We start from the raw sequence: 26,257 nt of genomic DNA, 5'->3' as shown, positions 1-26,257 counted from the left end.
CTGTCGGCCGGCACCGCAGACACCGCGCGCGCGGCGGCGCGGGCGCGCTTCGGCAAGATGCTGCCGGCGATCGTCGCGTTCGCGCTCGGCGCGGCGTGCGGCGCTCTAGGGTTCCGCTACGCTGGTTTCCTTGCATTGCTCGCGCCGTCGGCCGCGCTCGCGTGGCTCGCAGTGACGGCAGGCGGAGAAGCGCAGACCGCGGCCTAGCGCGTGATCCGGTTCGAAGAGGAGGTGCACGCCGCTCGCATTCGGCGCGCCGTGCGAGATGACACTACGATGTGAGCCGGCAATGGAAAGGAAAAACTTGATGTCCACCACGATGCGCGGCCGACGGATCGGCGCGGCTGTCAGCGTGTCTATTGTTGCCGGGATGCTGGTGACGTGGGCGAGTGCGAGTCGCGCGGACGATGAGGCGGGTGCCTCCGCATCGGACACGGTGGCTGGCGGCGGCACGGCTACCGGCACATGTACCGCCACGCGGCCGGTCGTACTGTTCAACCGCTGGCAAGAAGACTGGTCGGTGCTCGCGAATCCGTGCGTGCCGCGCCAGCCGCTCGATGGGCTGAAATACATTCCGCTCGGCAACGATCCGACGTCCTATTTGTCGCTCGGTGTGAACCTCCGCGAGCGGCTGGAAACCAACAACGCGCCGCTGTTCGGCATCGGTTCCGCGCAATCGGATACATACCTGATCCAGCGCGTCGAAGTGCATGCAGATGCGCATCTCCGCCAGCACTGGCAGTTCTTCGTGCAATTGCAGGATGATCGCGCGTTCGGCAAGAACACGATCACGGCGGTCGACAAAAATCCGCTCGATCTCGAACAGGCATTCGCAACCTACACCGGCGCGCTGGGCGGCGGCACGTTCAAGTTCCGCGTCGGCCGGCAGGAGATGGCGTTCGACCTGCAGCGTTTCATTGCTACGCGCGACGGCCCGAACGTGCGGTTGGCGTTCGACGCGGTCTGGGTGGCCTACGAATACCAGAAATGGCGCTTCATCGGATACGCGACGCAGCCGGTGCAGAACCGCTCCATGTCTGCATTTGACGACGCGTCGAATCGCGACCTCACGTTCAGCGGTGTGCGTTTTGAGCGGCAGTCGGCCGGGCCGGGTGACCTGTCGGGATACTGGTCGCGCTACAACCGAAGCAATGCGCGTTTCCTTGATGCGACCGGCCGCGAGCGTCGCGACGTGTGGGACCTGCGCTACACCGGCACGCAAGGGCGCTTCGACTGGGATCTCGAAACGATGCTGCAGACCGGGACGGTCGGTAACAACACGATTGCTGCGTGGGCCGTCGGCTCGATCGCGGGTTACCGGCTTGATGCGCCGTGGTCGCCGCGCGTCGCGCTGCAGGTCGATGCGGCTTCGGGTGACCGGCATCCGCACGACGGCCGCGTCGGCACCTTCAACGCGCTGTTTCCGAACGGTTACTACTTTACGTTGGCCGGCTACACGGGCTACTCGAACATGTTTCACGTGAAGCCGTCCGTGACGCTGAAACCGTCTGCGAACCTGTCGCTGCTCGGCGCGCTGGGCTTCCAGTGGCGCGAGACGACTGGCGACGCCGTCTATCAGCAGGCCAACGTCGCAGTGCCGGGCACGGCAGGCAAGGGCGGCCTGTGGACGGGCATGTACGTGCAGTTGCGTGCGGACTGGACGATCGCCGCGAACCTAATCGGCGCGGTCGAGGCCGTGCACTTCCAGGTCGGCGACGCGATTCGACAGGCGGGCGGACACAACGCCGACTATGCCGGCGTTGAGCTTAAGTACGGTTGGTAGGCGTGGGATGTGATCCATCGGGAGCGGTGATCTCGCGAGGCGGGTAATACCGCGTCACCTCGGAGCGGAGGACGACAAATGAGCGGATTGGTGCAGATACTGACGTATTCGGACGACCTGTTGCTCTTGCGCTGGCATAAGCAAGGGCAGGTCGATGACGAGGAGCAGCTCTGGACACCAGGTCGTGCGCTTCGTTCGGGGCGATGTTCCTTTTCGGGGGCGAAGATCATATGCGGTGAGCCGGTGTTCAGTCCGAGAGGTCAGTCGGCGTATGGAAGAATGATTCTCGCCTCTGCTCTCGAGTCGGTCTATCGGCCTTTGATACGTCCCCGAGTGCAGATCTTGGAGTATTCGGGCGCCACGTTGCTGGTGCGATGGGTAGAACCAGGACGGACTCACTATGGGGAGCAGATTTGGCGTCTGGCGCGAGCAGCGCGTCCCGGAGTTTGCGCGCTTTCCGGAAGTAAAATTGTTCCCGGCTACGAGATATTCAAACCAACCGGACGCCCGGTTCCGTCAAATGCAAAGGCCATGATATTGGCGACGGTGCTAAGGATGTCGTAATAAGACAAGGTCATGCTGACGGCGAGTCGGGTCGCCCGGATATTGACCAATCGTACATAAGAGCTGCTGGAGGACATGCGCATCATCGCGCCTCTTACGTTCGCAGCCAGCGGAGGTTGCCGATTTTCATTTTGGGTAGTCAAGCAACATCAGCCGATCATTTTTCAGAGACCCCCGCCTCGGTCCGGAAAATTGTCTATCCCATGGACGATTTCGTTCGGCCGATTCGAAGCGCTAACAAGATCGGGGCTGATCGTGTAGTTGGTTATTCTTACTATTTACATTAGGAGCATTGCGATGATCCGTATGTCCAATCTTGTACTTGCCGCAGCTCTCGTCTTTATCGGTCCGTCGGCTATGGCGCAAACAGATCAAGTTGACAACACTATGCAAGCCAATGCCGGCACGAATGCAGCATCTCCTGCAGGCACTGATCATAAAGCTGTCCGAGCCCAGAATCGGAAGCTTGCGAAGGACGTACGACATGCTTTCACGCGTACGCACGACCTCAATCAAATGCATATCAAGGTGATAGTGAAATCCGGTACCGTGACGCTCACTGGCACCGTCCCCGAAGCGGCTCAGATTGAGATGGCGGCTAATGCGGCCAAATCTGTCGCTGGCGTAACGAAAATCAACAATCAGTTGAGTGTGCATGACAACGGCCAGTAATGGCGTTCGATAGAAATTTTTCGCCTGTCGGAACGCCTCCAGTCCCACACTGGATGCGTTCTCGATGGCGAGTCCGTCGTGAACTGACTTTACGGGAGAAACGATATGGTTCCTCGACAGATCTTCGGCAGTTGGCGGGATGTGTCGTTCGAAGTTGCAGCTTGGGACGGCGTAGCTGCACAAGTCGATCTCTCCAGTGGCTGCATGTTTGCCCATGAAGCGAGCGACGACGGCCCGACGGGCGGCCTCCGCCATCTCGACATCGCGCTGTCGGGTGCACTCACAGGCTTGCGGCGCGAAGGTCTTTTTCTGGCCTCACCGATGGAGACACTGTTGATCAGCCAGCCGCCCGAGAGCATCGCCGCGGGTACGTTGCTGCTGATCGGGCTCGGTGATCCCGCAAGCTGGACGATTGAACGAACGGCGGATGCTGCCGCCATGGCTGCCCGGACAGCGATACAGCAAGGGGCCGAAAGTGCAGCCTTCGCGCCTAGCATACTCGACGGCGGGCTGACGACCGCCGTCACAGAAGGCATGCCGGCAGTCATGGTGAAGGCCGTGCTGAGCGTGATCGACACGCAATACCGGCTCGCGGAGCTGGGTCTTGCCGCAGTACCGTCACTGCGCCGTTGGGTCTTCGATGTCGGGGCGTCGCGTTTCGACGGCGTCGTGGAACATTTCCGAGCCGCGCTTGTGAGCGCGCGAGCTCAGGATGCTGGATTCGCGCGCTGCGCGTTCGTGTCGGAACGCAGGGCTCAAACACGCGGCGCGAGCGCTGACCCGCACCGGTATGTTCCGTGGGTGTCTGGCCGACCCGCCATTCGCGATGTCGAATTCGTGCTCTCGTTCGTCACGAGCGCGTTGTGCGGCGGCTTGCAGTACCACAATTCGGCAGCCGGTCGCAACTTTGGTCGACCGGCGCCTCAAACTTTGATTGCACAGCTTCGACGTCGAGGTGTGACGAAACCGGTCGGCATTCGAGTATCCCGGTCGGCGAGTGCCATTGGATGGACGCTGCGAAGCATGCGTCACCGCTATCGGTCGGGATGCGCCCGATCGATAGCGGCATTTATCGATAACGCGATCAAGGGCAAAACACGGCACCTAAGTCACTTCCACCCGGATAGGTCGTCAGTCTCCGGGAAGCATGAGCGGATTATTGATTTCGGTATGTTGATCCATGTTCTGCGCGATTGTGGTTGTGTTTGCTCCAGGTGTGATTTCCCGAGCTTCGTGGGGGGCTGCGACACAGGAGCTCTGCTGGAAATTCGTCCCATGAAAGTGCACAGGTCACTACCTATTGATACTTTTTGGGGTACTCGGCATTCTGAGTTCGCGTTAACGAGGCATATGTGCAAGTTGAGGATGTTGATTTTTTTCGACCAGGAAGGATTTGTCCGAGACGTACATGCACAATCCAGATCGTAGCTGCCCTCCAGGCTTTATCCCGAATTACCAAGGTGTTTTGACAGAACAAACTCGTTCAGGAAGCGACGATGTATTTCAGACTGACGGGCTGATCAATGCCCTTCAGACACCGGCGTGCTGTTTCAATCAGAGTGGCGAGGTGGTGGGCATCAACGATGCATGGCGAGTCTATGCGGGGTGCCGCATGGAGACGTCGCGATCGTTCCAGTGGATAGAACTGGTGCACGTGGTGGACCGATGCAATGTTCTTTCCAAACTTCAAGCTACGCAGTCCGATCGGGATCATGTGGCGATCGAGTGCCGTCTAGCTGATTCTCGTGGCGTTGGCCGATGGTTCATCGTCAATCTTCATAGAGTGCATGACTGTTGGCTTTGCACATCCACGGATATTCATGAATTGAAGGTGAAAGAAGCTGATCTGAAGAGCCGGGTATCGATTCAAGGAGATCTTCTGAACGTCAGCGTCGACTGCATCAAACTGATCGCGCCTGGTGGAAACTTGCTGTACATGAACCGTGCCGGATGTCGCGCGTTGGGCGTTGATGAAGGTGCTGAGCTTGGTATGCCGTGGCTGCCGCTGCTGCCCGAAGACGTTTGGGCCGAGGGATATGCGGCGCTCGACGTTGCAAGACGAGGTGTTTTTAGCCGGTTTTCGGGGCGAAGCGTCATTCCGGGGAAGGACGCGCAGTATTGGGACAATATGCTGACGCCGATACTGGACGCTGACGGAACAACGACAGCCATTCTCTGTGTTTCGAGAGACGTCACGCGAGAACGCGTCGCACTCGAGTTGCTTCGCCAGAACGAAGAGCGTCTCGCGATCGCGGCGCGGGTCGGAGGCTTGGGGGTCTGGGATTACGACATTGTTTCAGACACGCTGCGGTGCGATGAGAACTGGTATCGAACCATGGGACGTAGTCTGAGTCACCCCATCGTCTCGCTCGACCAGCTCCGACTCTTGGTTCACCCCGATGACGTCGATATAGCCGTTGATATGACGCGGGCCGCCATGGGAGGAGACGATGCGGTCGAGTACCGAATCATCCATGCCGATGGTGAGATTCGATGGCTTCAATCGGCTGCTTATCTACAGTATGAAAATGGGATTGCCAAGCGAACCGTCGGGTTTGTGCTCGACATTACGAAAACTCGTTTGGCGGAACAGCGTCGAGAGGAGTGGCTACACTTCCTTTCTCACGATATGCGCTCGCCACAGTCTTCAATCCTGGCATTGATCGAACTTGAGAAGTCCGCCAGGCATGGTAGGACTACTGATAATATGCTAGATCGAATTGCGGGATATGCGCGCCGGACGCTTGAGTTGGCGGAGGAATTCGTGCAGTTGGCGCGCGCAGAAAAGCCGACATGGTCGCTTGTGGAAACGCATATCGACGGCATTGTGCTCAATGCCGTAGACGAAATGTGGGCGCAGGCTCAAGCACGGAGTATCGTGCTCGAAGTGAACATGGATGACGAAGTCTGCATCGCCGAGGTGGAGCCTTTCCTGCTAACGCGTGCGATTTCCAACCTCGTGAGCAATGCTATCAAGTTCAGCCCTAGGGGGGGCGTGGTGACCGTGCGGCTGTACGGTGTTGAGCAAGGGTATGCGATCGCGGTGTCCGACTGCGGGCCCGGCATTTCGATTGAAGCGCAGCAAGATTTATTCGAGCCGTTCCGGCGTTTGCGAAGCGGAATGCCTTCGTGTCCTCCGGGCGTTGGGCTTGGGCTCGCGTTCGTCAAGACGGTCGCTCAGCGACATGGGGGAACCATCGAACTGCTCAGCCGACCGAGAAAGGGCTGCACCTTTATTTTGACATTGCCGAGGAATGGGCGGTTGGCAATGACTGAATCTTGACCGCGCAACCCCGCACGATCCGGTCATACTCGGTGACCTCGGGTTTCAGCACCCCGTGTTCGTCCCAGTCGTCCCAACCCGGAAATCGCAGCGGCCATTCCGTCTGCCCGTACGCGAGCCCGCGCGCGAGATGATCGCGATGCGCGGCCAGTTCGGCCGTCAGCGCTGCCTGGTCCTGATACGTATAGCCACTGCGCGCGTCCTGCAGGCCATGCGCGAGCACCGGCGTCAGCACGTCGTACCCCATGTAATGCATCGTGTAATGAATCGGCCACGGCAGCTGCCCGATGTAGCCGCTGCGCCCGCCCGGGCCGAACATTGCGGCCGGCGCACCGGTCGTGACCGAGCAGACCGCCCGCCGGCCGCAGCAGCGGCTGCCCGTTTACAGGCCACTATTCTCGAACAAGCGATCGAACCAGCCTTTCAGCATCGCGGGCGCCGCATGCCACCAGATCGGAAACTGGAACAGCACGAGATCGGCCTGCTCGAGTCGGGAGATCTCTCGGCGTACCTCTGCGGGCAGCGAAGCGGCGGAATGAATGTTCATCTTACCCCGGCGTGCCGCCTGCCCGGAACGCCGCATTTCGTGACGCGCGGGCATCCATCGACTCGCGCGCGAGCCGGTCACGGCCGGGACTCAACGGCCAGCAGGGCGAGCAGTCCGTCCAGATCGGGGCTGGCATCCAGTGCCCACAGCGCGTCGAGCGCGTGCCGCGCACGTTCGTCCGAAAGACGCCCCGCGACGTTGCGCTGGAACTTGCGTTCCGTATCGGGGCGTGACGTAGGCTGTCCGGGGAAGCCGGGCAACGTGTCGACTTGCCGTTCGAGCTTGCGGCCGTCGTCGAGCGTCACCGTCAGCCGGTTCGGAATCGCGTCCGGCTGCATCGCGGTGAGGCGGGCATCCTCGGCGACCGTCGTGACGGCCATCAGCGCGTGGCCGACCGGGTCGCGCAGCGCGGCCGGGCCGTAGCTGTCACGCGTGATATCGCGGTCCAGCATCGCGCGCGCGACGATGTAGGGCAGGCTGTGATCGGCCGTCTCGCGTGTTCCGGGCCTCCACTTCTCGGGATCGCGGCCGGCCGTCACGTAACCCATGTGCGTCGTGTCGATGTGGATCGCGCGGATGCGTGCGAGATCGCCGATCTGCGTTGCGAGGTCGATCGCGGCAGCGATCGCGGTCAGCGTGTAGCCCTGGGCCGGATAGGGTTTGATGGCGCACGCATCGATCCGGAACGCGCGTTGCGGGCCGCCGAACGATGCGACGTCGAGCGCGAACGGACCCGATACCTGCTGAAACAACCCGGCCCGGCCTTCGAAGATCGGCGCGGGGCCGGTCACGCCTTCGCGAGCCAATTGTGCGGCGAACACGCCGTCGCGCGATGCCGAAGCATCCGCGAGACCCTTCCAGTCGGACAGTTGCTGCACGCGCGTCTGGTTCATCGCGAGATGACCGCTGAGCGACAGATTGACCGCCTGCTCCATCCGGCCGCGATCGAGCCGCATCAGCTTGCCGGCCGCCAGCGCGACGGCGGGCAAGCTGTAGACGGGGTGATCCCAGCCGCGGCTCGTGATGTTCGCGGCGTCCAGCAGCCGGCAGTCGATCTCGTACGCGAGCACGATCGCGAGCAGCAGGTCGCGTCCACTCGCGCGTTCGGTTTCGGCGATGGCCAGGCATGGCGCGACGTTGTCGCTCGGATGGCCCGGTTCGGCGCCCACATACAGATCGTTGAGATCTTCGTAGCGGACGGCCGCGCCATTGGCGAACGCGGCCAGCTCTGGTGTCGAGCGGCGCCGCGTGCCGATGAGCGTCGCGGGCCCCGCAACCGTCATCGCGATGCGCCGGGACATCGCGACGGGCGGCGCGTCGTGGGCGACGAGTGCGCAGCCGAGCGCGTCGATGAGGTGGGCCTTCGCGGTTTCGACCGTCGTTGAATCGAGTGCGTCCCAGGTCAGCGTGGCAGCATAGTCGGCCAACTGGCGCGCCAGGGTGGGCGTCGCGGGCGCGACTTGCGCGACGGCCGGGCAGGCGGTGGCCGCGCCGAGCGCGGCGAGAAACGTTCTGCGCTTCATCGTGTCTCCGGGCGTGTCAGACGAGCCACAGCAGCGCGCAGCCGTAGACGAGCGCGCCGAGCACGAACGTCAGCGCGGTGTAACCGAGTACCCGCGGCACGCCGATGCCGGCCATCGCGACCACCGGTGCGACCCAGAACGGCTGCATCATGTTCGACACCTGTTCGCCCATGGCGACGGCCATGGTCGTCGCGGGCAGCGACGCGTGCAGCGCGACGGCGGCCGGCACCACGAAAGGGCCCTGGACGGCCCAGTGCCCGCCGCCGCTCGGGATCAGGAAGGTGATCGCGAGCGAGCAGACGTAGCTCCAGAACGGCAGCGTGTCAGTGCTCGCGATTGCGATGAAGCCATGCGATATCACGCCCGGCAGGCCGGTCGCGTCCATCAGCCCCATGATGCCGCCGTACAGTGGATATTGAATCAGCAGCGAGCCCGTCTGCGCGGTCGCCTGCTTGATCGCGCGCGCGTAGGCGAGTGGTTGGCCGTGGAGTAGCACGCCCGCCGTGAGCATCGCGAGAATCACTACGTTCACGCCCGCCAGCGGAATGCGGCCGGCGTGTGCCAGCCCCAGTACCGAGAGGCCGAACAGCCCGGCCAGCACGCTGAGCACGCACGAGCGCTCGAGCCACTGCGCCGGCGAGCGGCCTCCGGCGGCACCGGGCGCGGCGGAAGCGGGTGCGGCCCGGGCGGGCTGCATGTCGGGCGGCAGTGCTTCGACGCGAGCAGGATCGGGCATCAGCCAGACGAGCAGCGCCGGCGTCAACACGAGCATCGCGAGCGTCGGAATCAGGTTGAAGCGGGTCAGCACGGTTTCGCTGAACGGCAACACGTGGCCGGTCAGTTTCTCGACGACGTTCATCGCACTGCCAGGAGTCGATTGTGCGAGCGCGATCGAACTGGACAGTCCGCTCGCCCATACGACCCATCCCGAGAAGCCGCACGCGACGATCCATGCGAAATCGACGCGCAGCCGCTTCGCGACTTCGCGCGCCAGCAGTGCGCTGATCACAAGGCCGAATGCCCAGTTGACGAACGAAGTGACGGCCACCGACAGGAACACCAGGGTCGCCGCCTGGGCCGGCGTGCGCGCGAACGACACGATCGCGCGGAATGCACGCTGCACGAGCGGCGCGTGGGCCAGCGCGTGCCCGGTCGCGAACACGAGCGCCATCTGCGCCGTGAAGGTGAGGATCTCGAAGAATCCCTTCGTCCATCCGCCGATCATGACGGCCGGCGTCGCGCGTGGTGCGATCGCGACGGCCAGTGCGGCGACGAACACGGTGATCAGCAGCGCGAGCACGAACGGATCGGGAATCGTTCGCTCGAACACGCGAATCGTCGCCTCCGTCAGGCGGATGCGGGCCGCTCGAGGCGGGGAATCGGCGAGGCGCATGCATGTCTCCTATTGATGTTTGTCGTGTTGGCGATGCGTGTCAACGTTGCGTCGTCGTATCGGTGTGGCAGTCAGTCGGGGAAGTCGTACAGCCGGGCCGGGTTGTCGACGAGGATCCGCTCGCGCAAGCGTTCGTCGGGCACCCAGTCGGCGAGTTGATCGAACAGCCTTGCGTCGTCGGGCGTGGCGGATTCCGTTGCATGCGGCCAGTCGCTACCCCATACCAGACGCTCGGGTGCCGCGACGGCCCACGCGCGGGCGACCGTGTCGATGTCGGCGAACCGTCCCAACACGCCTGCGCGCGAATCGAGGTACGGCCCGGACAGCTTGACCCAGGTCCTGCCCTGGTCGACGAGACGGCGCACGATCCCGTATGCGGGATGCGACGTACCGGCCGGTTGCGGTAGGCGTGCCATGTGGTCGAAGACGATGGTCGACTGCAGGCGCATGAGCAGCGCCTCGTGCGCGGCGATCTGGTCGGCGGTCCAGTGGAGCTGCACATGCCAGCCGAGCGCATGCACGCGCGCGGACAGCGCCTCGACCATGTCGAAGCGCGTGGGTGCATGCTCAGGGCGATACAGCGTGAAGCGGATGCCGCGGATGCCCCCGTCGTGCAGCGCATGCAATTCGGTGTCCGACACGTCCGCGCGCACGACGCCCACGCCGCGCGTGCGCTCCGCGCCGAGCTGTCGTATCGCATCGAGCGTGACGCTGTTATCGGTCGCGTACGCGCGCGGCGTGACGACGACGGCTCGCGTCGTGCCGAGCTGGGCCTGGATCGCGCGGCGGTAATTGTCGGCCGTCGCGTTCGCGAAGACCTGCGCGTCGGGCTCGGACCGGAAGCGGGAATCGAAGACGTGGAGATGCGCGTCGCATGCGCGCATCGGCGCAGTGTGCGCCGACTGCGTCGCCGCCTCGGCCGTGGAGAGGCCGGATGCATGCGCGCGCGACGCGCTCGCGGCGGCGGGCGAGGTGAGGAACGTACGTCTTCTCATGGTGTCTCCGGGTGAATCGTGTCGTTCGAGCGGCGCGCTGCCGGCGGTGTGCGGTTTCAGCGAATGGCGCCGCGACGCCGCAACTCGGCGCGCCGTACGTCATCGTAGCCGTGCTCGGCCAGCACGTTGTCCGAATGCTCGCCGAGCGCCGGCGCGCCGAGCGGATCGGGGCCCGGCGTGCGCTCGAACGCGATCGGACGGCAGAAGCCGCGATAGCGGCCGGCCGACGGATGGTCGAATTCGGCGATGAGCCGTTCCGCGTTGACTTGCGGATCGTCGAACATGTCCTCGATCTGGCGCACCGCGGCACAGGGCACGTCGTCGCCGAACACGGCTTCCCAGTCGCGCGCGGTGCGTGCCAGCAGCGCGGCGCGCAGCTGCGGGACGAGTTCGTCGTGCGCACGCGCGCGCTTGCGCACCGTGTCGTAGCGCGGATCGTCGGCGAGCGCGGGCAGTCCGACTTTCACGCACAACGCGCGCCAGAAATGCGGCGTGTTCGCGGACAGGTAAAGATAACCGTCGCGGGTCGGGTGCAGGCCCGTGATGCCGCCCGAACGCATGTCGCGTCCGACGTCGCGCGTCTCGCTTTCGGCCCAGACCAGTCGTGCTGACTGCATTGCGAGCGCGGCGCGCATCAACGAGATGCCCACGTATTGCCCGGTGCCTCTGAGGGTCCGTTCATACAGCGCGGACGCGATGCCGGCGGCGACGAGGGAGGCCGCGTAATAGTCGACGACCGAGCCGTACACGATCGACGGCGGCGCGCCGGGTTCGCCTTGCAGCGCGCACATGCCAGTCATCGCCTGCAGCACCTGGTCGTAGCCGGCCTTGTCCTTCAGCGGGCCCGACTCGCCGTAGCCGGTGACCGCGCAGTAGACGAGGCGCGGATTGTGTTCCCGCAACCGCGCGTAATCGATGCCGAGCCGCGCGGGAACGGACGGCCGGAAATTGTGGACCAGCACGTCGGCGTCGCGCACGAGTTCGAGCAGCACCTCGCGCCCGGCCTGCTGCTTGAGATCGACCACGATCCCGCGCTTGCCGCGATTGACGCCGAGGAATGCGCGGCTCTGCGCGTCCAGTGTCGACGGATAGTTGCGCAGGTTGTCGCCCGCGGGCGGCTCGATCTTGATCACATCGGCACCCTGATCGGCCAGCAACGTGCACCCGTACGGGCCTGCGATGTAGGCGCTCAGGTCGAGTACGCGGATGCCGGCGAGCGGGCCGGCGCCGGCGTGGCCGCGACCGGCTGCGTGCGGTGCGGCCGGCGTGTCGATGAGAGGTCGGTTCATGGCGCGATGCGTGCGGGTTGGGGGGCGATGCCTGCCGGCGGGATCAGGCCGAATGCGATCGCCTCGTCGACGATCGCGCGGGCGCGGGCGACGAACGGCGCGTCGATCATCCGGCCGTCCACCACGTACGCGCCGCGGCCGTCGGCGGCAGCCTGCCGTTGCGCGTCGAGCACGCGCAACGCCGCGCGGATTTCGTCGAGGGTCGGCCGGAACACGTCGTTGGCGATGCCGACCTGCGTCGGATGGATGCAGCTCTTGCCGGCGAAGCCGAGCCGCCGCGCGAGCGCGGCCTCGGCGCGAAAGCCGTCGGCGTCGCCGATGTCTGCGAACGCGGCATCGTAGGCGGCGATGCCCGCCTCGCCCGCAGCGGTGCGTACGGCGAGCATCACGGGCACGAGGGCCGCAGTTTCGCGGCGGTCGATGCCAAGCGGTTCGAACAAATCGCCGAGGCCGAGCTGCAAGCCGATCACGCGGGGATCGGCCGCCGCGAGTTCGGATGCGAGCCGCAGCGCGCGGGGCGTTTCAATGTTGACGAGGAGCCCGATCGGCGTCGTGACGCCGTTGCGGCGCTCGGCCTGTTCGAGCGCGGCCGCCGCCGCGCGCACGTCGTCCGCGTCGCGAGGCTTCGGCAGGTTGACGATCGCGACGCCGGGGTGCGCGATGGCGTCGAGGTCGGCTTCGAAGCCTCGCGTGCCGAGCGCGTTTACGCGCACCACGATGGTTTTCGTCGCCGGCAGCGGCTGGCCGAGCCGCGCGCGCAGCGCGGTGCGCGCGGCATCCTTGCGGTGTTCGGCGACCGCGTCCTCGAGGTCGAACGAGACGGCGTCGGCGGGACCGTTCAGGGCCTTGTCGAAAAGGTCGGGACGGGAGCTCGGAACGAATAGTTTGCTTTTCATGCGGCCAGTATAGAAATCCCGCTACACTGAATGAATACAGGTTTGATTCCTTTAAACGATAGAAAAGCTATCTTTATGGATGTCGTGTTCCTCAAGAGCTTCGTGCTCGTCGCGGACACGGGCTCGATGGCGCAGGCCGCCCGACAGCTCGATCTCACGCCCGCCGCGGTTGCCTTGCAAATGCGGGTGCTGGAGCGGGAGCTGGGCGTGGCGCTGCTCGCTCGCGCGGGCCGCTCGGTGCGGCCGACCGAGGCCGGCTACCGCGTGCTTGAGCGTGCGCGCGGGCTTGTCCGCGAGTTCGACGGCCTGAAAGCGGTCGCCGCCGATGATGCGCAGCTGTCCGGGGAATTGCGTCTGGGCGCGATTAACACCGCGTTGCACAGCATCCTGCCCGACGTGCTGGCACAGTTCGCGACCCGGCATCCGCGGCTGAAGGTGCTGATCCAGTCCGGTACGTCGGCCGAGCTTTACGAGTCCGTGCGGCGAGGCGATCACGACGCGGCAGTCTGCCTGCATCCGAGTTTCGCGCTGCCGAAAAGCATGGTGTGGGAACTGCTGCGCATCGAGCCGCTCGTCGTGCTGGCGCCGCAGGATCTCGCCGCGCGCGACGCGCATGACCTTCTGCGCTACGAGCCGCTGATTCGCTATGACCGAAGTCTCGGCGGCGGCAAGCAGGCCGATCGGTATCTGCGCGACCACGGGATTGATCCGCACGAACGCTTCGAGATCAATTCGCTCTTGGCGATCGCGATGATGGTCGAGCGCGGGCTGGGTGTGTCGCTGGTGCCGGACATCGCGTCGCCACTCGCAGAGCGGCTGAGGATCGTCCGGCTCGCATTGCCGAAGCCGACCGAGCCGAGGCGCTTCGGCATACTCTGGCGTCGAGGGGCGCCGCGCGAAGGCGCGATTCGCGAATGGCTCGCGATTAGCCGCCGAATGGTGCAGCGTCGTTGATCTGTCGGCGGCCGTGCGGATGTAGTCGAGCACGCTCCCGACAGCGGAGCCGGCGGCTAAGCCGGCCGCGCTGCCGAGCAGTCCGCCGATTACCCCAACTGCTGCCCCGGCTTCGGCGCCGGACAACGCCATGGCGACACCACTGGTCGCACCGGCGGCGCTGCCGAGTGTGCTGCCAGCGCGTCGGCCGATATTGAGCGTGTCGATCCACGTCGAGCCGCAATGCGGACAGCCGAAGGTGCGGGCTGGGGCCGGTGTGGCGTGGATCGCCCATTGCGGTGCGTAGGAGAAATGGTCAGGGGATGGCGGCGCGTGGTGCGTCTCAGAGAAGGCTGATGCGGCGTCGAGAGGAGGTTCGTCGAACTCGGGAGATGCGAACGAAGACTGAGGCTTACGGATTCGATTGGGCGATGCAGAGCCGAGTCACGTAGCGCGTCCTGCACGTGATCTGCATACGGCGCTTGTGCTTCCCATTCTTCGTGTTCGTCGATCGTAAGGAGCGAAGGGGAAGAGGGAGCCGGGGTTTTAGGGGGAGGCTGACGGTCCTTGGTCGCCAGCCAATGGAACGTAAGCGCGAATATCGCGACGAGTGCGAGTGCCATGCCGATCAGGGCGCAGCGACGCCCCGCTTGCATTCATTGACGCAGTGAAATGGACGATGCGCGGCCGGCCCGGCCACGTGCCGTATTCTCCGGTGCGTCGCCGAGGAAGTCCGGCAACGCCCGCGGCGGCAGAGTAATCACGAAGCGTGCGCCGCCGAGCGGCGAATCCTCGAGCCGCACGTCGCCGCCGTGCACGAGCGCGACGCGTCGCACGATCGCGAGCCCGAGCCCGAACCCGCCGGTCTGCCGGTCGCGGCTCGAGTCGAGCCGCTGGAACGGTTCGAACACGCGCGCGCGTTCGGAGACCGGAATGCCGGGACCATCGTCGTCGACGCTCAGCACCAGCGCGCCGGACGCATCGTGCGTCGCGGACAGCAGGACGGTGCGCGACGCATAACGTGCGCCGTTGCGGATCAGGTTCAGCAGCGCGCGTGCGACGAGCTTCGGATCGCACACGTGCGAGGCAGGGGCGCCGCTCGTCGACACGCCGAGCGTGAGGCCGCGGTCGGCGACGTCGTTCGCGACGTTGCCGGCCACACTGTCGATCAGCGCATCGACGACGACGTCCATCGGCGCGAGCTCGCTTGCGCCTTGTTCGAGCCGCCCGATCGTCAGCAACTCGGTCACGAGACCGTCGAGTTCGCGCACGTCGCGTCGAAGTTCGTCGCGGCGTTCGCGCATCCGCCCGCTCTCGTCGGATTCGGCGAGCAGCGCGAGCCCGAATTCGAGGCGCGCGAGCGGCGTCTTCAGCTCATGCGAGATGCCATGCATCATTTCGCGCTGCTGCTTGATCGACGCCTCGATCCGCTCGGCCATGTCGTTGAACTGCTGCGACAGCTCGTAGATGTTCGATCGCCCGGACAGCTTCACGCGCGTCGACAGCTTGCCCGCGCCGAACGCGTGCGCGGCGGCCTGCAGCTTGCGCAGGTCGCGCCAGTGATACGAGATCCACAGAACCACGGCGAACAGCGCGGCGAGCGCGAGCAGCAGGTACGCGTAGATCTTGATGTCGAGATCGGCCGCCTCGGTCGGGCGCGCATGCAGCACGGACCCGTCCGCGAGCGGCATGTAGTAATCCCTGGCGTCGTAGCTGATCGCGATCCGGCCCGCGTCGAGATCGCGCAGCGGTGTGCCGCTCAACTGCGCGCGGGCGTCGGCCATCGTCATGAAGCCGAATCCTTCGTTGCCGTGCTTCGCGAGTTCGCGCAGCGCGAGCGTGCGCTGCGCGCCCGGATGACGCTCCAGATAATCGTTCAGCACGAACGCGTAGGTCGTCAGCGAATCGCGCTGCGCCTGCGCGACGCGATCATAGAAGATCCGGTCGAACGAGAACTGGATGAACGCGATCGATCCGGCGACGCACAGGATCACGATGAGGTACAGCCTGATCAACGGGCGCAGCATTTATTCGTCCCACGCGGAAGGGCTGAAGAGGTAGCCGCGGCCCCAGATCGTCTTGATCTTGTGCGGCTCCGACGACGCATCCTCGAAGCGGCGGCGCAGCTTCGAGATGCCGGAATCGACCGAGCGGTCGAGCCCGTCGAACTCGATCCCGCGCAACTGCTTCAGGATGTCGTCGCGGCTCAGCACGGTGCCGGCCGCGCGCGCGAGGATCAGCAGCAGGTTGAACTCGGCCGTCTTCAGGTCGACAGGATCGCCGCGCCATGTGACGGTGCGGTTCGGCGGCGAGATCGTCAGTTCTCCGAATACCAGCGCTTCGGGCGCGGCGGCGGGCCTGTCCGTCGCGGCCGGCTGCGCGCGGCGCAGCAGCGCGCGAGCGCGCGCCACCAGCACCCGCGGCTCGATCGGCTTCGTCACGTAATCGTCGGCACCGGTTTCGAGGCCCGCGACCTGATCGTAGACGTCCGCGCGCGCGGTGAGAATCAGCACCGGGACGTTGGTGAACGCGCGAATGCGCCGGCACACTTCCATCCCGTCGAGGTTCGGCAGCATCAGGTCGAGGATCACGAGCGCGGGCTGGTGTTCGCGCACCGCCGCGACCGCCAGGTCGCCGCGTCGCACGACCGTCACCGCGAATTCGTAGTTGTCGAGGTATTCGCGCACGAGCTGCGCGAGGCGGTCGTCGTCCTCGATCAGCAGTACACGGTATTTGAGCGGATTGTCGTACATGGTCTCCTCGATGCGCGCGCGTCGTCCCGCATCCCGGCAGGCGGGCGCGCGGCGCGGCACGCGAATTCTATCCGGCGTTCCGGCGGCCTGGGCAGCAAGGCGACAATCGCGAACAATCGAACACAATTGAGCACAGATTCCCCGCAGATTCCGGACAGTCCCGGCGCACGGCGGCACCTAGACTTCGGGCTCCGTCACTCTTATTTCAATATTGTGCGCCCAACCCTTCGCCGCTCCCGTTATTGCGTGCCGCTTGCCGGCCTGACTGCCGGCCTGACCCTTGCCGCCGCCGCCCATGCGGAAAACCAGTATTCGCTTTCGCTCGGCGGCGGGTTCGCGCCGCGCTACCAGGGGAGCAACCAGTATCGCGGCGTCGTCGCGCCGGGGTTTTCCGCGAAGTTCGGCAATGGCTTCTTCATCGACAGCACCGCGGGCGCCGGCTATCGGCTGGACCTCCCGCACGGCGCGTTCGTGTCGGCGGCGGTGAGCTATGACGCGGGCCGTGCGGACGAGAACCGCTTCGACCTGCCCGGTTCGGACTACCTGAAGGGGATGGGCCGGATTCCGGGCTCGGTGCTCGTCGGCGTGCGGGCAGGGCTGACGCTGTTCGATGCGGCGGAGCTGAGCGTGTCGGTCGACACCCCGGTGACGCATACGTCGCGCGGCGTGTCGGGGCATGTCGACCTCGCGGTGCCGGTGTTCAAGACCGCGCGGCACGAGATCGTCGTGACGGGCAGCGTGCATGCCGGGACCGGACGCTACACGCAGACGTTCTACGGCGTGACCGACGCGCAGTCGATGGCGAGCCGCTTCCGGCCATATTCGACGAGCGGCGGGATCGACAGCGCGACGATGTCGGTCGCATGGCACTGGAACATGTCGCGGCACTGGTCGGTCGTCGCGACGGGCGGCGTGACGCGCCTGCTCGGGCGCTATGGCGACAGCCCGATCGTCCAGTCGCGCAGCAACTACTACGGGATGGCCGGCGCGACCTACAGGTTTTGAACGGGTGGCCGGCGCGCGCGTGCCGGACATGACGCGCCGGTTTCGGGCCGTCGCCGCGAACCGCGTGCGGTAACATGCGGGCGGGTCCGGCGTCGCGCCGGGCCTGCGACGCCGGTGCGCCTGAACGGCTCGACCGCGTCGTGCATTGCCGCCATTCGCCGGCTGCCATCCGTCAGGATAGGGCCGGCGGCGCGCGGCGCCGATCACGCAAGCGATACCCGGCCTTGCACGAATGCCGCACGTGTATCGCCGGGCCGCGACAGGGAGATACCGATGAAGAGAACGATCGCGATGCTCGTGGCACTCGTTGCGAGCGCAACCTTCGCAGGATGTGCGGACATGAACACGAAACACCGCAACGCCACCGCCGGCGGCGCAGTGACGAACCCGGCTCCGTCGGGCGCCGTGAACGCATGCAAGGCGGACGCCGCGCCGGACGATGCGCTGATCGGCAAGACGGAGGGCGAGGCGGCCGCGCTGCTCGACGGCTGCCTGTGGCGCGTGCTCGAGCGCGACGGCCAGTCGTTGCCAGGCACGATGGACTATCGCCTGGAGCGCCGCGACCTTGGCATTCGCGACGGCAAGGTGATCTGGGTGCGGCGCGGGTGATGCGGCTGGGCGGTGCGTGCGTTACTTCGAGATATACCAGAGCGCGTCGGTGCTGACGCGTGCAGCCGGCTTCGTCGCGGCCGGCGCCTGAGGTGTCGCGACGGGGGGCGGCGTGTTCGACGTCACTGCGGTGGGCCACGTCGCGGGCGTCTGCGACGTGGTCGATGCCGTCGAGGCATTTGCCGTACTCGAGGTCGCCGCCGATCCTGACGTCGACGCCGTATCGATATACCAGAGCGCATTGGCAGTGTGCTTCACGGTCGGTGCCGCGGCAGCCGTTGCCGCCGTCGCGCCTGAACGCGGCGTTCCCGCTGCCGCTCCCGCCCCAGCCCCTGCCTGCGCAGTCGCCCCTGCCGCACCGCGCTGCGCGCGCGCCTCGAACGGCCCGAGCTGGAAGATTAACGTTTGCGCGGGACGCGTCAGAACGGCATACGGGAACTGCAGCTCCCACGACATCAGCACGCGGCCCGACGACGTCTCGGTGAAGATCGCCGGCACGTGCTTCATGTCGCTGAATTGCACGTAGATTCGCGCGCCGTCGTCGAACACCTGGGTCGGCTTGGCCTGGTCGGCACCCGTGACCGTCCAGCCGAAGTTGTACGTGCCGGCCGGGCCGGCGGGCCCGCCTTGCGGCTGCGGCGGCGGGGCGGCCGGCGCGAGCGCGCGGCCACGCGCGACCGGCGGTGTCGACACGCTCAGGCTCGCGAACGGGTTGTACGCCTGCACCTGCTGCGGCGGCGTGAAAGAGGGTGGCAGGATGGGCATGGGAGTATCCGGCGAATCCGGCATGGTCCGGATTGCATCATAGACCTTGCGGGCATACGCGAGGCGCTTGTCGGGCGACGCGGAGTTGTACGCGCCGATCGCGTTCCAGTTGGCGCCGAGCTGGCGGATGTTCTGCGACAGGATCCACGCGCCGACGTACGCGTTGGTGCACGCATCGAACAGGCTTTCCCGCGAGATGCCTTCGCGCGCGAGCGTCGGCAGCCAGGTGCTGTTGATCTGCATCAGCCCGATGTCGACGGTGCCGTTCGTATTGGTGTTGACGGCATTCGGGTTCATGCCCGATTCGACCTGCGCGATGCCGCGCAGCAGGCTCACGCTCACCTTCTGGAACGTGGCCGCGTCGTCGAGGCAGTCGGCCCGCGCGAATCCGTGCAGCGCGCACGACAACGCGATCGTCGCGGCGATCTTCGGCGTGGCGTGGCTGATCGAACGGGCAGTCTGACGCGGCATGGCAGGATGGGGCGGAATCCGGCCGCCCGGTGCAAGGAAATTACGCAGACGCGAAGTGTGCCATAGCGCGCAGTCAAATGGCTCGCGTCAAACTTTCCTTTGCATTTGCCGGCGCATGTGTCACGCATTTTCGTTGGCGCCGGTATCGACGCGCGACAGGACGGAATCGGTAAAAGAGACTGCAATCTCGCGTATGCCGGCAGGTCCGCGCAGTTGCAATCCTGACGCCATGCGTCAGATGCGCCGCGAAGGCGGCAGTGAATGGTGCGGCGAAGCGGATGACGAGAGGCGCATCCGGCGCTGCACGGGCCGTAGAAGCGACGACGGCGGCCGCAGCCGCCGTGCCGGTGATTGCTCGATCCCCGATCCGGTACCGATCGACCGGCCACGCGATGCCGCGCAACCGGCCATCGTCGATCAGAAGCGGTGACGCAGGCCGAGGTTGACCATCGTCTGCGAACTCGTGCCCGCATAGCCGTACGAACCGATCGACGCCTGCGCGGCCATCGCCCCGCCGTTGCCGTCGCCGGTCTGGCCGCTCGCGTGCTGGTACGCGGCGGTCAGGTACACGTCGGTGCGCTTCGACAGGTTGTAGTCCGCGCCGGCGGACACCTGGTGATAGGTCGCCGACGTATCGCCGCCCGAGCGCGTATAGCTGTAGCCGACGCCGACGAGCAGCGAATTGGTCGCCTGGTAGTTCACGAAGCCCTGGCCGGTGTTGTAGTGCTCGTTCGAGTTGAACACCGAGCTCGCGTCGCGGCGGTACTGCGCGTTGCTATAGCCGAGGCCGAACGTGAACGGGCCGGCGACGTACTGGCCCGCGATGCGGGCGATGCCGATCGAGTGCGCGCTCGCATAGCCGGTATTGATCGGGCCGTCGAAGGTGCCGTCCGACGAGCTGGTCCAGCCGTTGCGCAGCCCGTTCGACGCGGGGCTGTTGGTCGCGTGGAAGTAGCCGCCCGCGACGCTGAACGGGCCGTTGTTGTACGACACGGCAGCCGAATACGACTGCGCGGCGCCGGTGCTGCCGGCGATGCCGCCGAACGAGTACATCGCCGAGAACTGCAGGCCCGAATACACGGCCGACGTGTACTTCACCGCGTTGTCGACGCGGAAGCTGTTGTCGTAGTTGTCGACGTCGCCTGGCGTCGCGAACACGCTGCCGAGATAGTTGTCGGCGGTGATGCCCTGCACGAGGTCGACGAGCGGATCGTACTGGCGGCCGAACGTGAGCGTGCCGTAGCGGTCGCTCGACAGCCCGACGAACGCCTGCCGGCCGAACATGCGGCCGCCCTGGCCCTGTCGGCCGCTGCTCGGGTCGAAGCCGTTCTCGAGCTGGAACAGCGCCTTCAGCCCGCCGCCCAGATCCTCGGTGCCCTTCACGCCCCAGCGGCTGCCGGCAAGATTGCCCGCGCTGCTGTTGCCGAGCATCCACGCGTTGTCCTTGCCCTGCGCGTGATTCACGTACGTGATCGACGTGTCGATCACGCCGTACAGCGTGACGCTCGACTGCGCATGCGCGGCGGGCATCGCCGCGAACGATGCGAGCGAAATCAGCGAGAGGGTCGTGCGTTTCATTTCATCTCCTTGCGATTGGCTTGCTTGAACCGGATTGGCAGGAGACTACCGAGCCGCCGACGAACGGCAAAAATGAAATTCTTCGATGTGACGTAAAGCAGACATGCACATGCTGCGGCAAGGTCCATTGAGAGATTCGCATTATTGATAACTGTGCATCAATCGATCTGAATTTCACGATGGAGCGATTGGTGCATTGCCGGATTCGTGATAATTCCGCACGATTTTCGGTCGAATTTCGATGGCGACGCATTCGTCGCCGATTCATCAATTAATTATTTAATGAATTGAATCGCGCGGTGCGCTTTGGGTGTGTTAATACGCGCTTCGCGCGAGCGTGATGCGGCGCGCTCACCATCAGCGGCAATTGGCATCGGGTGCGAGAATGCGGGCTTCGGCCGGCACGCGTCGTGCCGCTCACCAGGGAACCCGCATGGACACTCACATCGCTCCAGTGGAGCTGAAGAAAGCCTACCGTCTTCTCAACCACGGCCCGACCGTGCTCGTGTCGGCCCGTCACGACGGCGTCGACAACGTGATGGCCGCCGCATGGGCGTGCGCGCTCGACTTCCTGCCGCCGAAGCTGACGGTCGTGCTCGACAAGTCGGCGAAGACGCGCGAGCTCGTCGAGCGCAGCGGGCGCTTCGTCATCCAGGTGCCGACGGCCGCGCAGTTGCAGCTCACGCACGCGGTCGGCAGCCACAGTCTTGCGGAGCGGCCGGACAAGCTGCGCGAGGCGGGCGTCACGCTGTTCGACGTCGAAGGCCACGACCTGCCGTTCGTCGCCGGCTGCTCGGGCTGGCTCGCGTGCAGGCTGATTCCCGAGCCGCACAACCAGCAGACCTACGACCTGTTCATCGGCGAGGTGGTCGCTGCGTGGTCCGACACGCGTGTGTTCCGCGACGGCCACTGGTATTTCGAATCGGCCGATCCGGCGCTGCGCAGCCTGCACTACATCGCGGGCGGCAACTTCTATGCGATCGGCGAATCGCTGCACGTCGATCCGGCCGCAAAGTAGGCGTCGGGCGTGCAGCCGGCCGCGTCCAGCGCGGCGTCGACGACGTCGTGCGCGAGATCGAGCGTGCAGCAATCGGAACCGGGCGGCGTGGCGCCGCCCGCGCATCACACGTACGCGTAGCGAACGAGGTGGAAGAACACCGGCGCGGCGAAGCAGATCGAATCGACGCGATCGAGCATCCCGCCATGGCCCGCGATCATCGAGCCCCAGTCCTTGGTGCCGAGCGAGCGTTTCACGGCCGACAGCACCAGCCCGCCGACGAAGCCCGCGATCACGATCGCGAGGGAGATTCCGAACGCCGCGCCGAAGCTGAACGGCGTCACGCGATACAGCGATGCACCGCACAGCGTGGCCAGCAGCCCGCCGCCGATGAAGCCCTCGATCGTCTTCGACGGCGACAGCTGCGGCGCGATCTTGCGGCGTCCGAACAACTTGCCGACGACGTATTGCAGCACGTCGCTGATCTGCACGACGAACAGGAAGAAGAACAGCAGCAGCGCGTTCTGCCCGGCGTAGCGCGGGATGTCGAGGATCAGCACGGCCGGCGCATGGCTCAACCCGTACACGCACACCATCAGCGCCCAGTTGATCTTCGCGTTGCGGCTCAGGAATTCCCGCGTGTCCTGCGTGAGTGCCGACACCAGAGACATCGCGAAGAACAGGTGCACTGGCACGAAGATCGAATACATCCCGTACCAGTTGATCCCGAGCAGCAGGTACTGCACCGGAATCGCGACGAAGAACGCGATGAAGAGCGTCGTGTGGTCGCTTGCGGTCGTCGGCGTGAGCGTGATGAATTCGCGCAGCGTCAGGTACGACAGCAGCGCGAACACCAGATACGTGACGTTGTTGCCGAGGCTGATCGCGATGACCATGATCGCGATCATCGCCCACCACGCGCGGATGCGCTGGTTCAGGTTGACGATGGTCGCGCTGGTGCCGCCGCTGCGCGCGCCGAGGATCGCGCCGATCACGGTCGCGAGTACCAGCACGCCGGTGACGCCTGCGACCAGTTCCCAGAAGAGAGTTCGCATGGAGAGGTCCGGAAAAGGGAGAGAGAGGGGCGCCGCGTTCAGCCGGCCGGCCGCTGCGGCGGCGCGAGCGCGACGATCGCGTCGCGCATGCGGGCGAGGAAGGTCGGCTTGTCTTCGCCGGCGCCGAGCGCCTCGTTCGCACCGAAGTGCACCTTGCAGATCAGCGGCACGGGCCAGATCGCGCCCTTCGGCATGATGCGTTGCAGGTTCTCGAGATAGACCGGCGCGAGCGCGACCTCCGGAAACTCGGTCGCGAGATGGAACAGGCCGCTCTTGAACGGCTGCGGCAAGACTTCGGCGCCGCGCGTGCCTTCCGGAAAGATGATGATCGAGTGGCCTTGCCGTAGCGCATCGCGCACCGGGTCCAGCGGGTCGCCGCCGCTTTCGCGGTGACGGTCGATCAGCACGACATTCAGCAGCTTCTGCGCGATGTGACGCTTCACGTTGCTGCTGTCCCAGTAGTCGCGCGCGGCGACGGGGCGCACGACCGCGCGCACGTCGCGCGGCAGCGCGGCGAGGATCGCGAGCGTGTCGATGTGGCTCGTATGGTTCGAGAAGTAGATCTTCTGCGTCGGGGAAGGCGGCGCCTGATGCCAGACCGGATACGCACCGGCGACGAGCCGCACGATCGACAGCAGGAAATCGCGCTGCCAGACGTTCAGGATGTTCATCGGCGCCGCGCCTCCTGCATGCATGCCCGCGCGGCCGCGCACGCGCGGCGGGCGGAATCCCGGAATGCCGGTGCGGCAGGATGCGCGCCGGTCGGCCCTTGTTTAAGTTTTTTCAAATTCGTGGCTGCCTGTTGCAGGGCCGCGATAATCGGACGATGCACCGGCGGGTATTACGTCGCGGCGAATTCGCCGTTCGACGGCGTGATAATCGGCTGTTGCACGCGCGCCCGGCCACAGTTCGAATGAATTGCTGCGCTCGCGGGCCAGCGGATTATCGCGAGTTTCCGTCGAAAACACCAGATTGCCCGGCGTGGCACGGAGCGGGGTGCGGCTTGACGCGTGGGGACCGCTCGGCGACGATTACGCCCACCTGTCGAAAGCCGCCGCCGACGGGTGCGCTGCCCGGGGCCGGGCCGCAAACGTGTCCGAACGTAAAGAACCAATAAAACGATGAGCCTCTACGCACTCAAACCGAAATTCCAGAATCGTCTGCGTCCGTTCGCGGATTCGCTTGCCGAACGCGGCGTCACGGCCAACCAGGTCACGCTGTTCGCGGCCGGCGGCTCGATCGTCGTCGGCGCGCTCGCGGGGCTTGGCGTGTTCGCCCGTGTGCTGTTCCTGCTGATCCCGATCTGGCTGTTCGTGCGGATGGCGCTCAACGCGATCGACGGCATGCTCGCCCGCGAGCACGGGCAGAAGAGCACGCTCGGCGCTTACCTGAACGAGCTCGGCGACGTCGTATCCGACGTCGCGCTCGTGCTGCCGTTTCTCGCGATTCCCGCGTTCGCTGCGGCGGACGTCTGGCTGTTCGCGCTGACGGCGGTCATCGTCGAATGCGCGGGGCTGATCGGCCCGCTTGCCGGCGCGACCCGCCGCTACGATGGCCCGTTCGGCAAGAGCGACCGCGCGCTCGCGCTCGGCGCGTTCGCGCTGTGGATCGGCTTCGGTCTGCCGGTCGGCAGCGTCGCCGCGTGGCTGTGGCGCGTGCTGATCGTGCTGTCGATCGTGACGGTGGTGCGGCGCGTGCAGGCCGGGATCGCCGAAGCGGGCGGCTGACGGCGGTAGTGGGACCGGCGCCGGAGGGCGCCGCCGCATGATTCGAATAACGAAACGAGCGAGACCGCATGAACGCAAGCGCGGCCCGCGAGGCCGACTTCATCACGAGCGACGGCGAAGCGCCGTTCTATCGTCACGGGCCCGCGACGGGTCCTCGCTGCCGTGGTGCGAGCGTGCTGCTGCATCGCGGCCACGAACATTCTGCGCGCGTCGCGCACGTCGTCGACGCGCTCGACCTGCCGGACTTCGCGTTCTTCGCGTGAGATGCGCGCGGCCACGGCCGCTCGCCCGGCGCGCGCAGTGCGCTTGACGCCGGCGCGCGTCGGTCAGCCATCCGTGACCGGCCCGGACGGCCGCGGCTCGCGGTGGCCAAGCGGGTCATGCGTGCGCCGCCCGCTGCGTCCGCGTGCGCTTCACCGCGTACATCGCCTGGTCCGCATGCTCGATCAGCGCGTTCATGTCGGTGCCGTCGTCAGGCAGAATCGCGACGCCGACACTGACGCCGAGCCGCAGCGGATGCCCCTCGAATTCGAACGGTTCGCCGACCTGCCGGGCGAGCCGTGCGCGTTGCGCATCGGCGTCCTCGCGGCTGCCGATGTCCGGCAGGATCACCGCGAACTCGTCGCCGCCCATGCGCGCGACCGTGTCCGAGCGCCGCACGGCGCGCTGCATCCGCGTGGCGACCGCACGCAGCGCGGCGTCGCCCGCGCGGTGGCCGTAGCCGTCGTTGATCGGCTTGAGCCCGTCCATGTCGATATTGAGGATGCCGAGCCGGCCGTTCGCGCGCAGCGCCGTGTGCATCGACTGGCGCAGGCGGTCGTAGAACAGCGCGCGGTTCTGTAGGCCGGTGAGCGCGTCGTGCGTCGCGCGCAGGTACAATTCGTTGGCCTCGTTGCGCGCCGCATGGAACATCGCGGCGGCGATCAGGTCGGCCGTGAGCCGCAGCGTCGCGGCATCGGCGGCCGAAAAACCGTCGATTTCCGGCGACATCACCTTCAGCACGCCGACCGTCGTGTCCGCATGGGTGAGCGGCATCACCAGCATCGAGCGCAGCCCGACCCGGCGGCACGCATCGCGGTCGACGCGAGGGTCGGATTCCGAATCCGTGCAGTGCAGCAATTCGCCGCGCGTCACGCACAGGCCGGACAAGCTGCCCGAGCGGCGCAGCCGCAGCCCGAGCATCCCGGCGGCGCAGCCCGACGCGGCGCGGTACACCATGTCGTCGCCTTCGGCGAATTCGACCGCGGCGCCGCTCGCGCCCGTGAGTTGCGGTACCTGCTCGGTCACGTAAGCCATCACACTGCCGAGGTCGACGCCGAGTTTCGCGATCTCGGTTTGCGCGGCGATGATGCGCAGCAGCGTATCGGGGGACGGAGTGGCGGTGTCGACGATTTGATCCAAGTCAGTTTTCCATGTAGA

The 26,257-nt window shown here is 65.7% G+C and carries 23 protein-coding genes and 3 pseudogenes; 13 read left to right on the top strand and 13 right to left on the bottom strand.

Annotated elements, in window-relative coordinates; genetic code table 11:
• The 6 genes and pseudogenes from WS75_RS12385 to WS75_RS12370 form a co-directional block, all read left to right on the top strand.
• Positions 1–207: pseudogene (locus tag WS75_RS12385) on the top strand (DUF1275 domain-containing protein); the annotation flags it as partial.
• Between the two features lie 100 nt (positions 208–307).
• Complete coding sequence (locus WS75_RS12380) at positions 308–1,783, top strand: alginate export family protein (protein WP_059680723.1); 1,476 nt, start codon at positions 308–310, stop codon at positions 1,781–1,783.
• A 78-nt stretch (positions 1,784–1,861) separates the two neighbouring features.
• Positions 1,862–2,347 (top strand): DUF3331 domain-containing protein, encoded by a 486-nt coding sequence (locus tag WS75_RS34925; RefSeq protein WP_082729580.1) that lies wholly within the window; start codon positions 1,862–1,864, stop codon positions 2,345–2,347.
• Positions 2,348–2,644: 297 nt separating this feature from the next.
• A complete protein-coding gene (locus WS75_RS31990; RefSeq protein ID WP_156429769.1) occupies positions 2,645–3,019 on the top strand; it encodes a BON domain-containing protein in 375 nt (124 codons plus the stop codon).
• 105 nt (positions 3,020–3,124) lie between these two features.
• The gene (locus tag WS75_RS31985; RefSeq protein ID WP_082729578.1) at positions 3,125–4,447 is read left to right on the top strand and encodes a M17 family peptidase N-terminal domain-containing protein; all 1,323 of its coding nucleotides are present in this window, start codon (positions 3,125–3,127) and stop codon (positions 4,445–4,447) included.
• The gene (locus WS75_RS12370) at positions 4,428–6,302 is read left to right on the top strand and encodes a PAS domain-containing sensor histidine kinase (RefSeq protein WP_082729577.1); all 1,875 of its coding nucleotides are present in this window, start codon (positions 4,428–4,430) and stop codon (positions 6,300–6,302) included. Before WS75_RS31985 ends, WS75_RS12370 begins: the two co-directional genes overlap by 20 nt.
• Here WS75_RS12370 and WS75_RS12365 read toward each other — a convergent pair.
• The 6 genes and pseudogenes from WS75_RS12365 to WS75_RS12340 form a co-directional block, all read right to left on the bottom strand.
• Positions 6,253–6,849, bottom strand: a pseudogene (locus WS75_RS12365) (NAD(P)H-dependent oxidoreductase). The gene WS75_RS12370 and the pseudogene WS75_RS12365 overlap by 50 nt on opposite strands.
• 77 nt (positions 6,850–6,926) lie before the next feature.
• Positions 6,927–8,372 (bottom strand): MmgE/PrpD family protein, encoded by a 1,446-nt coding sequence (locus WS75_RS12360; protein WP_059680721.1) that lies wholly within the window; start codon positions 8,370–8,372, stop codon positions 6,927–6,929.
• Positions 8,373–8,388: 16 nt separating this feature from the next.
• A complete protein-coding gene (locus WS75_RS12355; RefSeq protein WP_059680720.1) occupies positions 8,389–9,765 on the bottom strand; it encodes a TIGR00366 family protein in 1,377 nt (458 codons plus the stop codon).
• Positions 9,766–9,836: 71 nt separating this feature from the next.
• Positions 9,837–10,649, bottom strand: coding sequence for an amidohydrolase family protein (locus WS75_RS12350; RefSeq protein ID WP_059680727.1), 813 nt, complete (start codon positions 10,647–10,649; stop codon positions 9,837–9,839).
• Positions 10,650–10,816: 167 nt separating this feature from the next.
• The gene (locus tag WS75_RS12345; protein WP_082729576.1) at positions 10,817–12,049 is read right to left on the bottom strand and encodes a CaiB/BaiF CoA transferase family protein; all 1,233 of its coding nucleotides are present in this window, start codon (positions 12,047–12,049) and stop codon (positions 10,817–10,819) included.
• On the bottom strand, positions 12,046–12,945 hold the full coding sequence (locus WS75_RS12340; protein ID WP_059680719.1) for an HpcH/HpaI aldolase/citrate lyase family protein: 900 nt from the start codon (positions 12,943–12,945) through the stop codon (positions 12,046–12,048). The genes WS75_RS12345 and WS75_RS12340 overlap by 4 nt, the downstream gene beginning before the upstream one ends.
• A gap of 75 nt (positions 12,946–13,020) precedes the next feature.
• Here WS75_RS12340 and WS75_RS12335 point away from each other — a divergent pair, with 75 nt between their 5' ends.
• Positions 13,021–13,899, top strand: coding sequence for a LysR substrate-binding domain-containing protein (locus WS75_RS12335; RefSeq protein ID WP_059680718.1), 879 nt, complete (start codon positions 13,021–13,023; stop codon positions 13,897–13,899).
• A 635-nt stretch (positions 13,900–14,534) separates the two neighbouring features.
• On the opposite strand, the gene WS75_RS12330 is transcribed toward WS75_RS12335, so the two are convergent.
• Together WS75_RS12330 and WS75_RS12325 are read right to left on the bottom strand one after the other, a co-directional pair.
• On the bottom strand, positions 14,535–15,905 hold the full coding sequence (locus tag WS75_RS12330) for an ATP-binding protein (RefSeq protein ID WP_059680717.1): 1,371 nt from the start codon (positions 15,903–15,905) through the stop codon (positions 14,535–14,537).
• Positions 15,906–16,631: a response regulator gene (locus WS75_RS12325; protein ID WP_059606429.1), complete on the bottom strand. Its 726-nt coding sequence runs from the start codon at positions 16,629–16,631 to the stop codon at positions 15,906–15,908.
• Positions 16,632–16,877: 246 nt separating this feature from the next.
• Here WS75_RS12325 and WS75_RS12320 point away from each other — a divergent pair, with 246 nt between their 5' ends.
• Together WS75_RS12320 and WS75_RS12315 are read left to right on the top strand one after the other, a co-directional pair.
• A complete protein-coding gene (locus WS75_RS12320; RefSeq protein WP_059680716.1) occupies positions 16,878–17,636 on the top strand; it encodes a MipA/OmpV family protein in 759 nt (252 codons plus the stop codon).
• A 273-nt stretch (positions 17,637–17,909) separates the two neighbouring features.
• The gene (locus tag WS75_RS12315; RefSeq protein WP_059680715.1) at positions 17,910–18,245 is read left to right on the top strand and encodes a hypothetical protein; all 336 of its coding nucleotides are present in this window, start codon (positions 17,910–17,912) and stop codon (positions 18,243–18,245) included.
• A 21-nt stretch (positions 18,246–18,266) separates the two neighbouring features.
• On the opposite strand, the gene WS75_RS12310 is transcribed toward WS75_RS12315, so the two are convergent.
• Complete coding sequence (locus tag WS75_RS12310) at positions 18,267–19,481, bottom strand: transglycosylase SLT domain-containing protein (RefSeq protein WP_059680714.1); 1,215 nt, start codon at positions 19,479–19,481, stop codon at positions 18,267–18,269.
• 229 nt (positions 19,482–19,710) lie between these two features.
• On the opposite strand from WS75_RS12310, the gene WS75_RS12305 reads away from it, so the two are divergent.
• Positions 19,711–19,911: a hypothetical protein gene (locus WS75_RS12305; RefSeq protein ID WP_059680713.1), complete on the top strand. Its 201-nt coding sequence runs from the start codon at positions 19,711–19,713 to the stop codon at positions 19,909–19,911.
• Here WS75_RS12305 and WS75_RS12300 read toward each other — a convergent pair.
• Complete coding sequence (locus WS75_RS12300) at positions 19,899–21,059, bottom strand: porin (protein ID WP_059680712.1); 1,161 nt, start codon at positions 21,057–21,059, stop codon at positions 19,899–19,901. The two genes, WS75_RS12305 and WS75_RS12300, sit on opposite strands and share 13 nt — an antisense overlap.
• Positions 21,060–21,492: 433 nt before the next feature.
• On the opposite strand from WS75_RS12300, the gene WS75_RS12295 reads away from it, so the two are divergent.
• Positions 21,493–22,077 (top strand): flavin reductase family protein, encoded by a 585-nt coding sequence (locus tag WS75_RS12295; protein ID WP_059680711.1) that lies wholly within the window; start codon positions 21,493–21,495, stop codon positions 22,075–22,077.
• Between the two features lie 104 nt (positions 22,078–22,181).
• On the opposite strand, the gene WS75_RS12290 is transcribed toward WS75_RS12295, so the two are convergent.
• Both WS75_RS12290 and WS75_RS12285 read right to left on the bottom strand, forming a co-directional pair.
• On the bottom strand, positions 22,182–23,111 hold the full coding sequence (locus WS75_RS12290) for a phosphatidate cytidylyltransferase (RefSeq protein WP_059680710.1): 930 nt from the start codon (positions 23,109–23,111) through the stop codon (positions 22,182–22,184).
• Positions 23,112–23,149: 38 nt separating this feature from the next.
• Positions 23,150–23,782, bottom strand: coding sequence for a lysophospholipid acyltransferase family protein (locus tag WS75_RS12285; protein WP_059467781.1), 633 nt, complete (start codon positions 23,780–23,782; stop codon positions 23,150–23,152).
• Positions 23,783–24,232: 450 nt separating this feature from the next.
• Here WS75_RS12285 and WS75_RS12280 point away from each other — a divergent pair, with 450 nt between their 5' ends.
• Together WS75_RS12280 and WS75_RS34520 are read left to right on the top strand one after the other, a co-directional pair.
• A complete protein-coding gene (locus tag WS75_RS12280; protein WP_059606443.1) occupies positions 24,233–24,838 on the top strand; it encodes a CDP-alcohol phosphatidyltransferase family protein in 606 nt (201 codons plus the stop codon).
• A gap of 68 nt (positions 24,839–24,906) precedes the next feature.
• Positions 24,907–25,179, top strand: a pseudogene (locus tag WS75_RS34520) (serine aminopeptidase domain-containing protein); the annotation flags it as partial.
• Between the two features lie 37 nt (positions 25,180–25,216).
• Here the strand turns inward: WS75_RS34520 and WS75_RS12270 are convergent.
• The gene (locus tag WS75_RS12270; protein ID WP_059680708.1) at positions 25,217–26,239 is read right to left on the bottom strand and encodes a sensor domain-containing diguanylate cyclase; all 1,023 of its coding nucleotides are present in this window, start codon (positions 26,237–26,239) and stop codon (positions 25,217–25,219) included.
• Positions 26,240–26,257: the final 18 nt, after the last annotated feature.

This window comes from Burkholderia sp. FL-7-2-10-S1-D7, assembly GCF_001524185.1.
In the GTDB taxonomy this organism is placed as follows: Bacteria; Pseudomonadota; Gammaproteobacteria; order Burkholderiales; family Burkholderiaceae; genus Burkholderia; species Burkholderia diffusa.
This window is presented reverse-complemented; position numbering and strand designations above follow the sequence as displayed.

Bases quoted from the DNA above. Each gene is read 5' to 3' on its own strand.
- WS75_RS12380 (WP_059680723.1), top strand. From the start codon at position 308: ATGTCCACCACGATGCGCGGCCGACGGATCGGCGCGGCTGTCAGCGTG.
- WS75_RS34925 (WP_082729580.1), top strand. From the start codon at position 1,862: ATGAGCGGATTGGTGCAGATACTGACGTATTCGGACGACCTGTTGCTC.
- WS75_RS31990 (WP_156429769.1), top strand. From the start codon at position 2,645: ATGATCCGTATGTCCAATCTTGTACTTGCCGCAGCTCTCGTCTTTATC.
- WS75_RS31985 (WP_082729578.1), top strand. From the start codon at position 3,125: ATGGTTCCTCGACAGATCTTCGGCAGTTGGCGGGATGTGTCGTTCGAA.
- WS75_RS12370 (WP_082729577.1), top strand. From the start codon at position 4,428: ATGCACAATCCAGATCGTAGCTGCCCTCCAGGCTTTATCCCGAATTAC.
- WS75_RS12360 (WP_059680721.1), bottom strand. From the start codon at position 8,372: ATGAAGCGCAGAACGTTTCTCGCCGCGCTCGGCGCGGCCACCGCCTGC.
- WS75_RS12355 (WP_059680720.1), bottom strand. From the start codon at position 9,765: ATGCGCCTCGCCGATTCCCCGCCTCGAGCGGCCCGCATCCGCCTGACG.
- WS75_RS12350 (WP_059680727.1), bottom strand. From the start codon at position 10,649: ATGCGCGCATGCGACGCGCATCTCCACGTCTTCGATTCCCGCTTCCGG.
- WS75_RS12345 (WP_082729576.1), bottom strand. From the start codon at position 12,049: ATGAACCGACCTCTCATCGACACGCCGGCCGCACCGCACGCAGCCGGT.
- WS75_RS12340 (WP_059680719.1), bottom strand. From the start codon at position 12,945: ATGAAAAGCAAACTATTCGTTCCGAGCTCCCGTCCCGACCTTTTCGAC.
- WS75_RS12335 (WP_059680718.1), top strand. From the start codon at position 13,021: ATGGATGTCGTGTTCCTCAAGAGCTTCGTGCTCGTCGCGGACACGGGC.
- WS75_RS12330 (WP_059680717.1), bottom strand. From the start codon at position 15,905: ATGCTGCGCCCGTTGATCAGGCTGTACCTCATCGTGATCCTGTGCGTC.
- WS75_RS12325 (WP_059606429.1), bottom strand. From the start codon at position 16,631: ATGTACGACAATCCGCTCAAATACCGTGTACTGCTGATCGAGGACGAC.
- WS75_RS12315 (WP_059680715.1), top strand. From the start codon at position 17,910: ATGAAGAGAACGATCGCGATGCTCGTGGCACTCGTTGCGAGCGCAACC.
- WS75_RS12310 (WP_059680714.1), bottom strand. From the start codon at position 19,481: ATGCCGCGTCAGACTGCCCGTTCGATCAGCCACGCCACGCCGAAGATC.
- WS75_RS12305 (WP_059680713.1), top strand. From the start codon at position 19,711: ATGCGTCAGATGCGCCGCGAAGGCGGCAGTGAATGGTGCGGCGAAGCG.
- WS75_RS12300 (WP_059680712.1), bottom strand. From the start codon at position 21,059: ATGAAACGCACGACCCTCTCGCTGATTTCGCTCGCATCGTTCGCGGCG.
- WS75_RS12295 (WP_059680711.1), top strand. From the start codon at position 21,493: ATGGACACTCACATCGCTCCAGTGGAGCTGAAGAAAGCCTACCGTCTT.
- WS75_RS12290 (WP_059680710.1), bottom strand. From the start codon at position 23,111: ATGCGAACTCTCTTCTGGGAACTGGTCGCAGGCGTCACCGGCGTGCTG.
- WS75_RS12285 (WP_059467781.1), bottom strand. From the start codon at position 23,782: ATGAACATCCTGAACGTCTGGCAGCGCGATTTCCTGCTGTCGATCGTG.
- WS75_RS12280 (WP_059606443.1), top strand. From the start codon at position 24,233: ATGAGCCTCTACGCACTCAAACCGAAATTCCAGAATCGTCTGCGTCCG.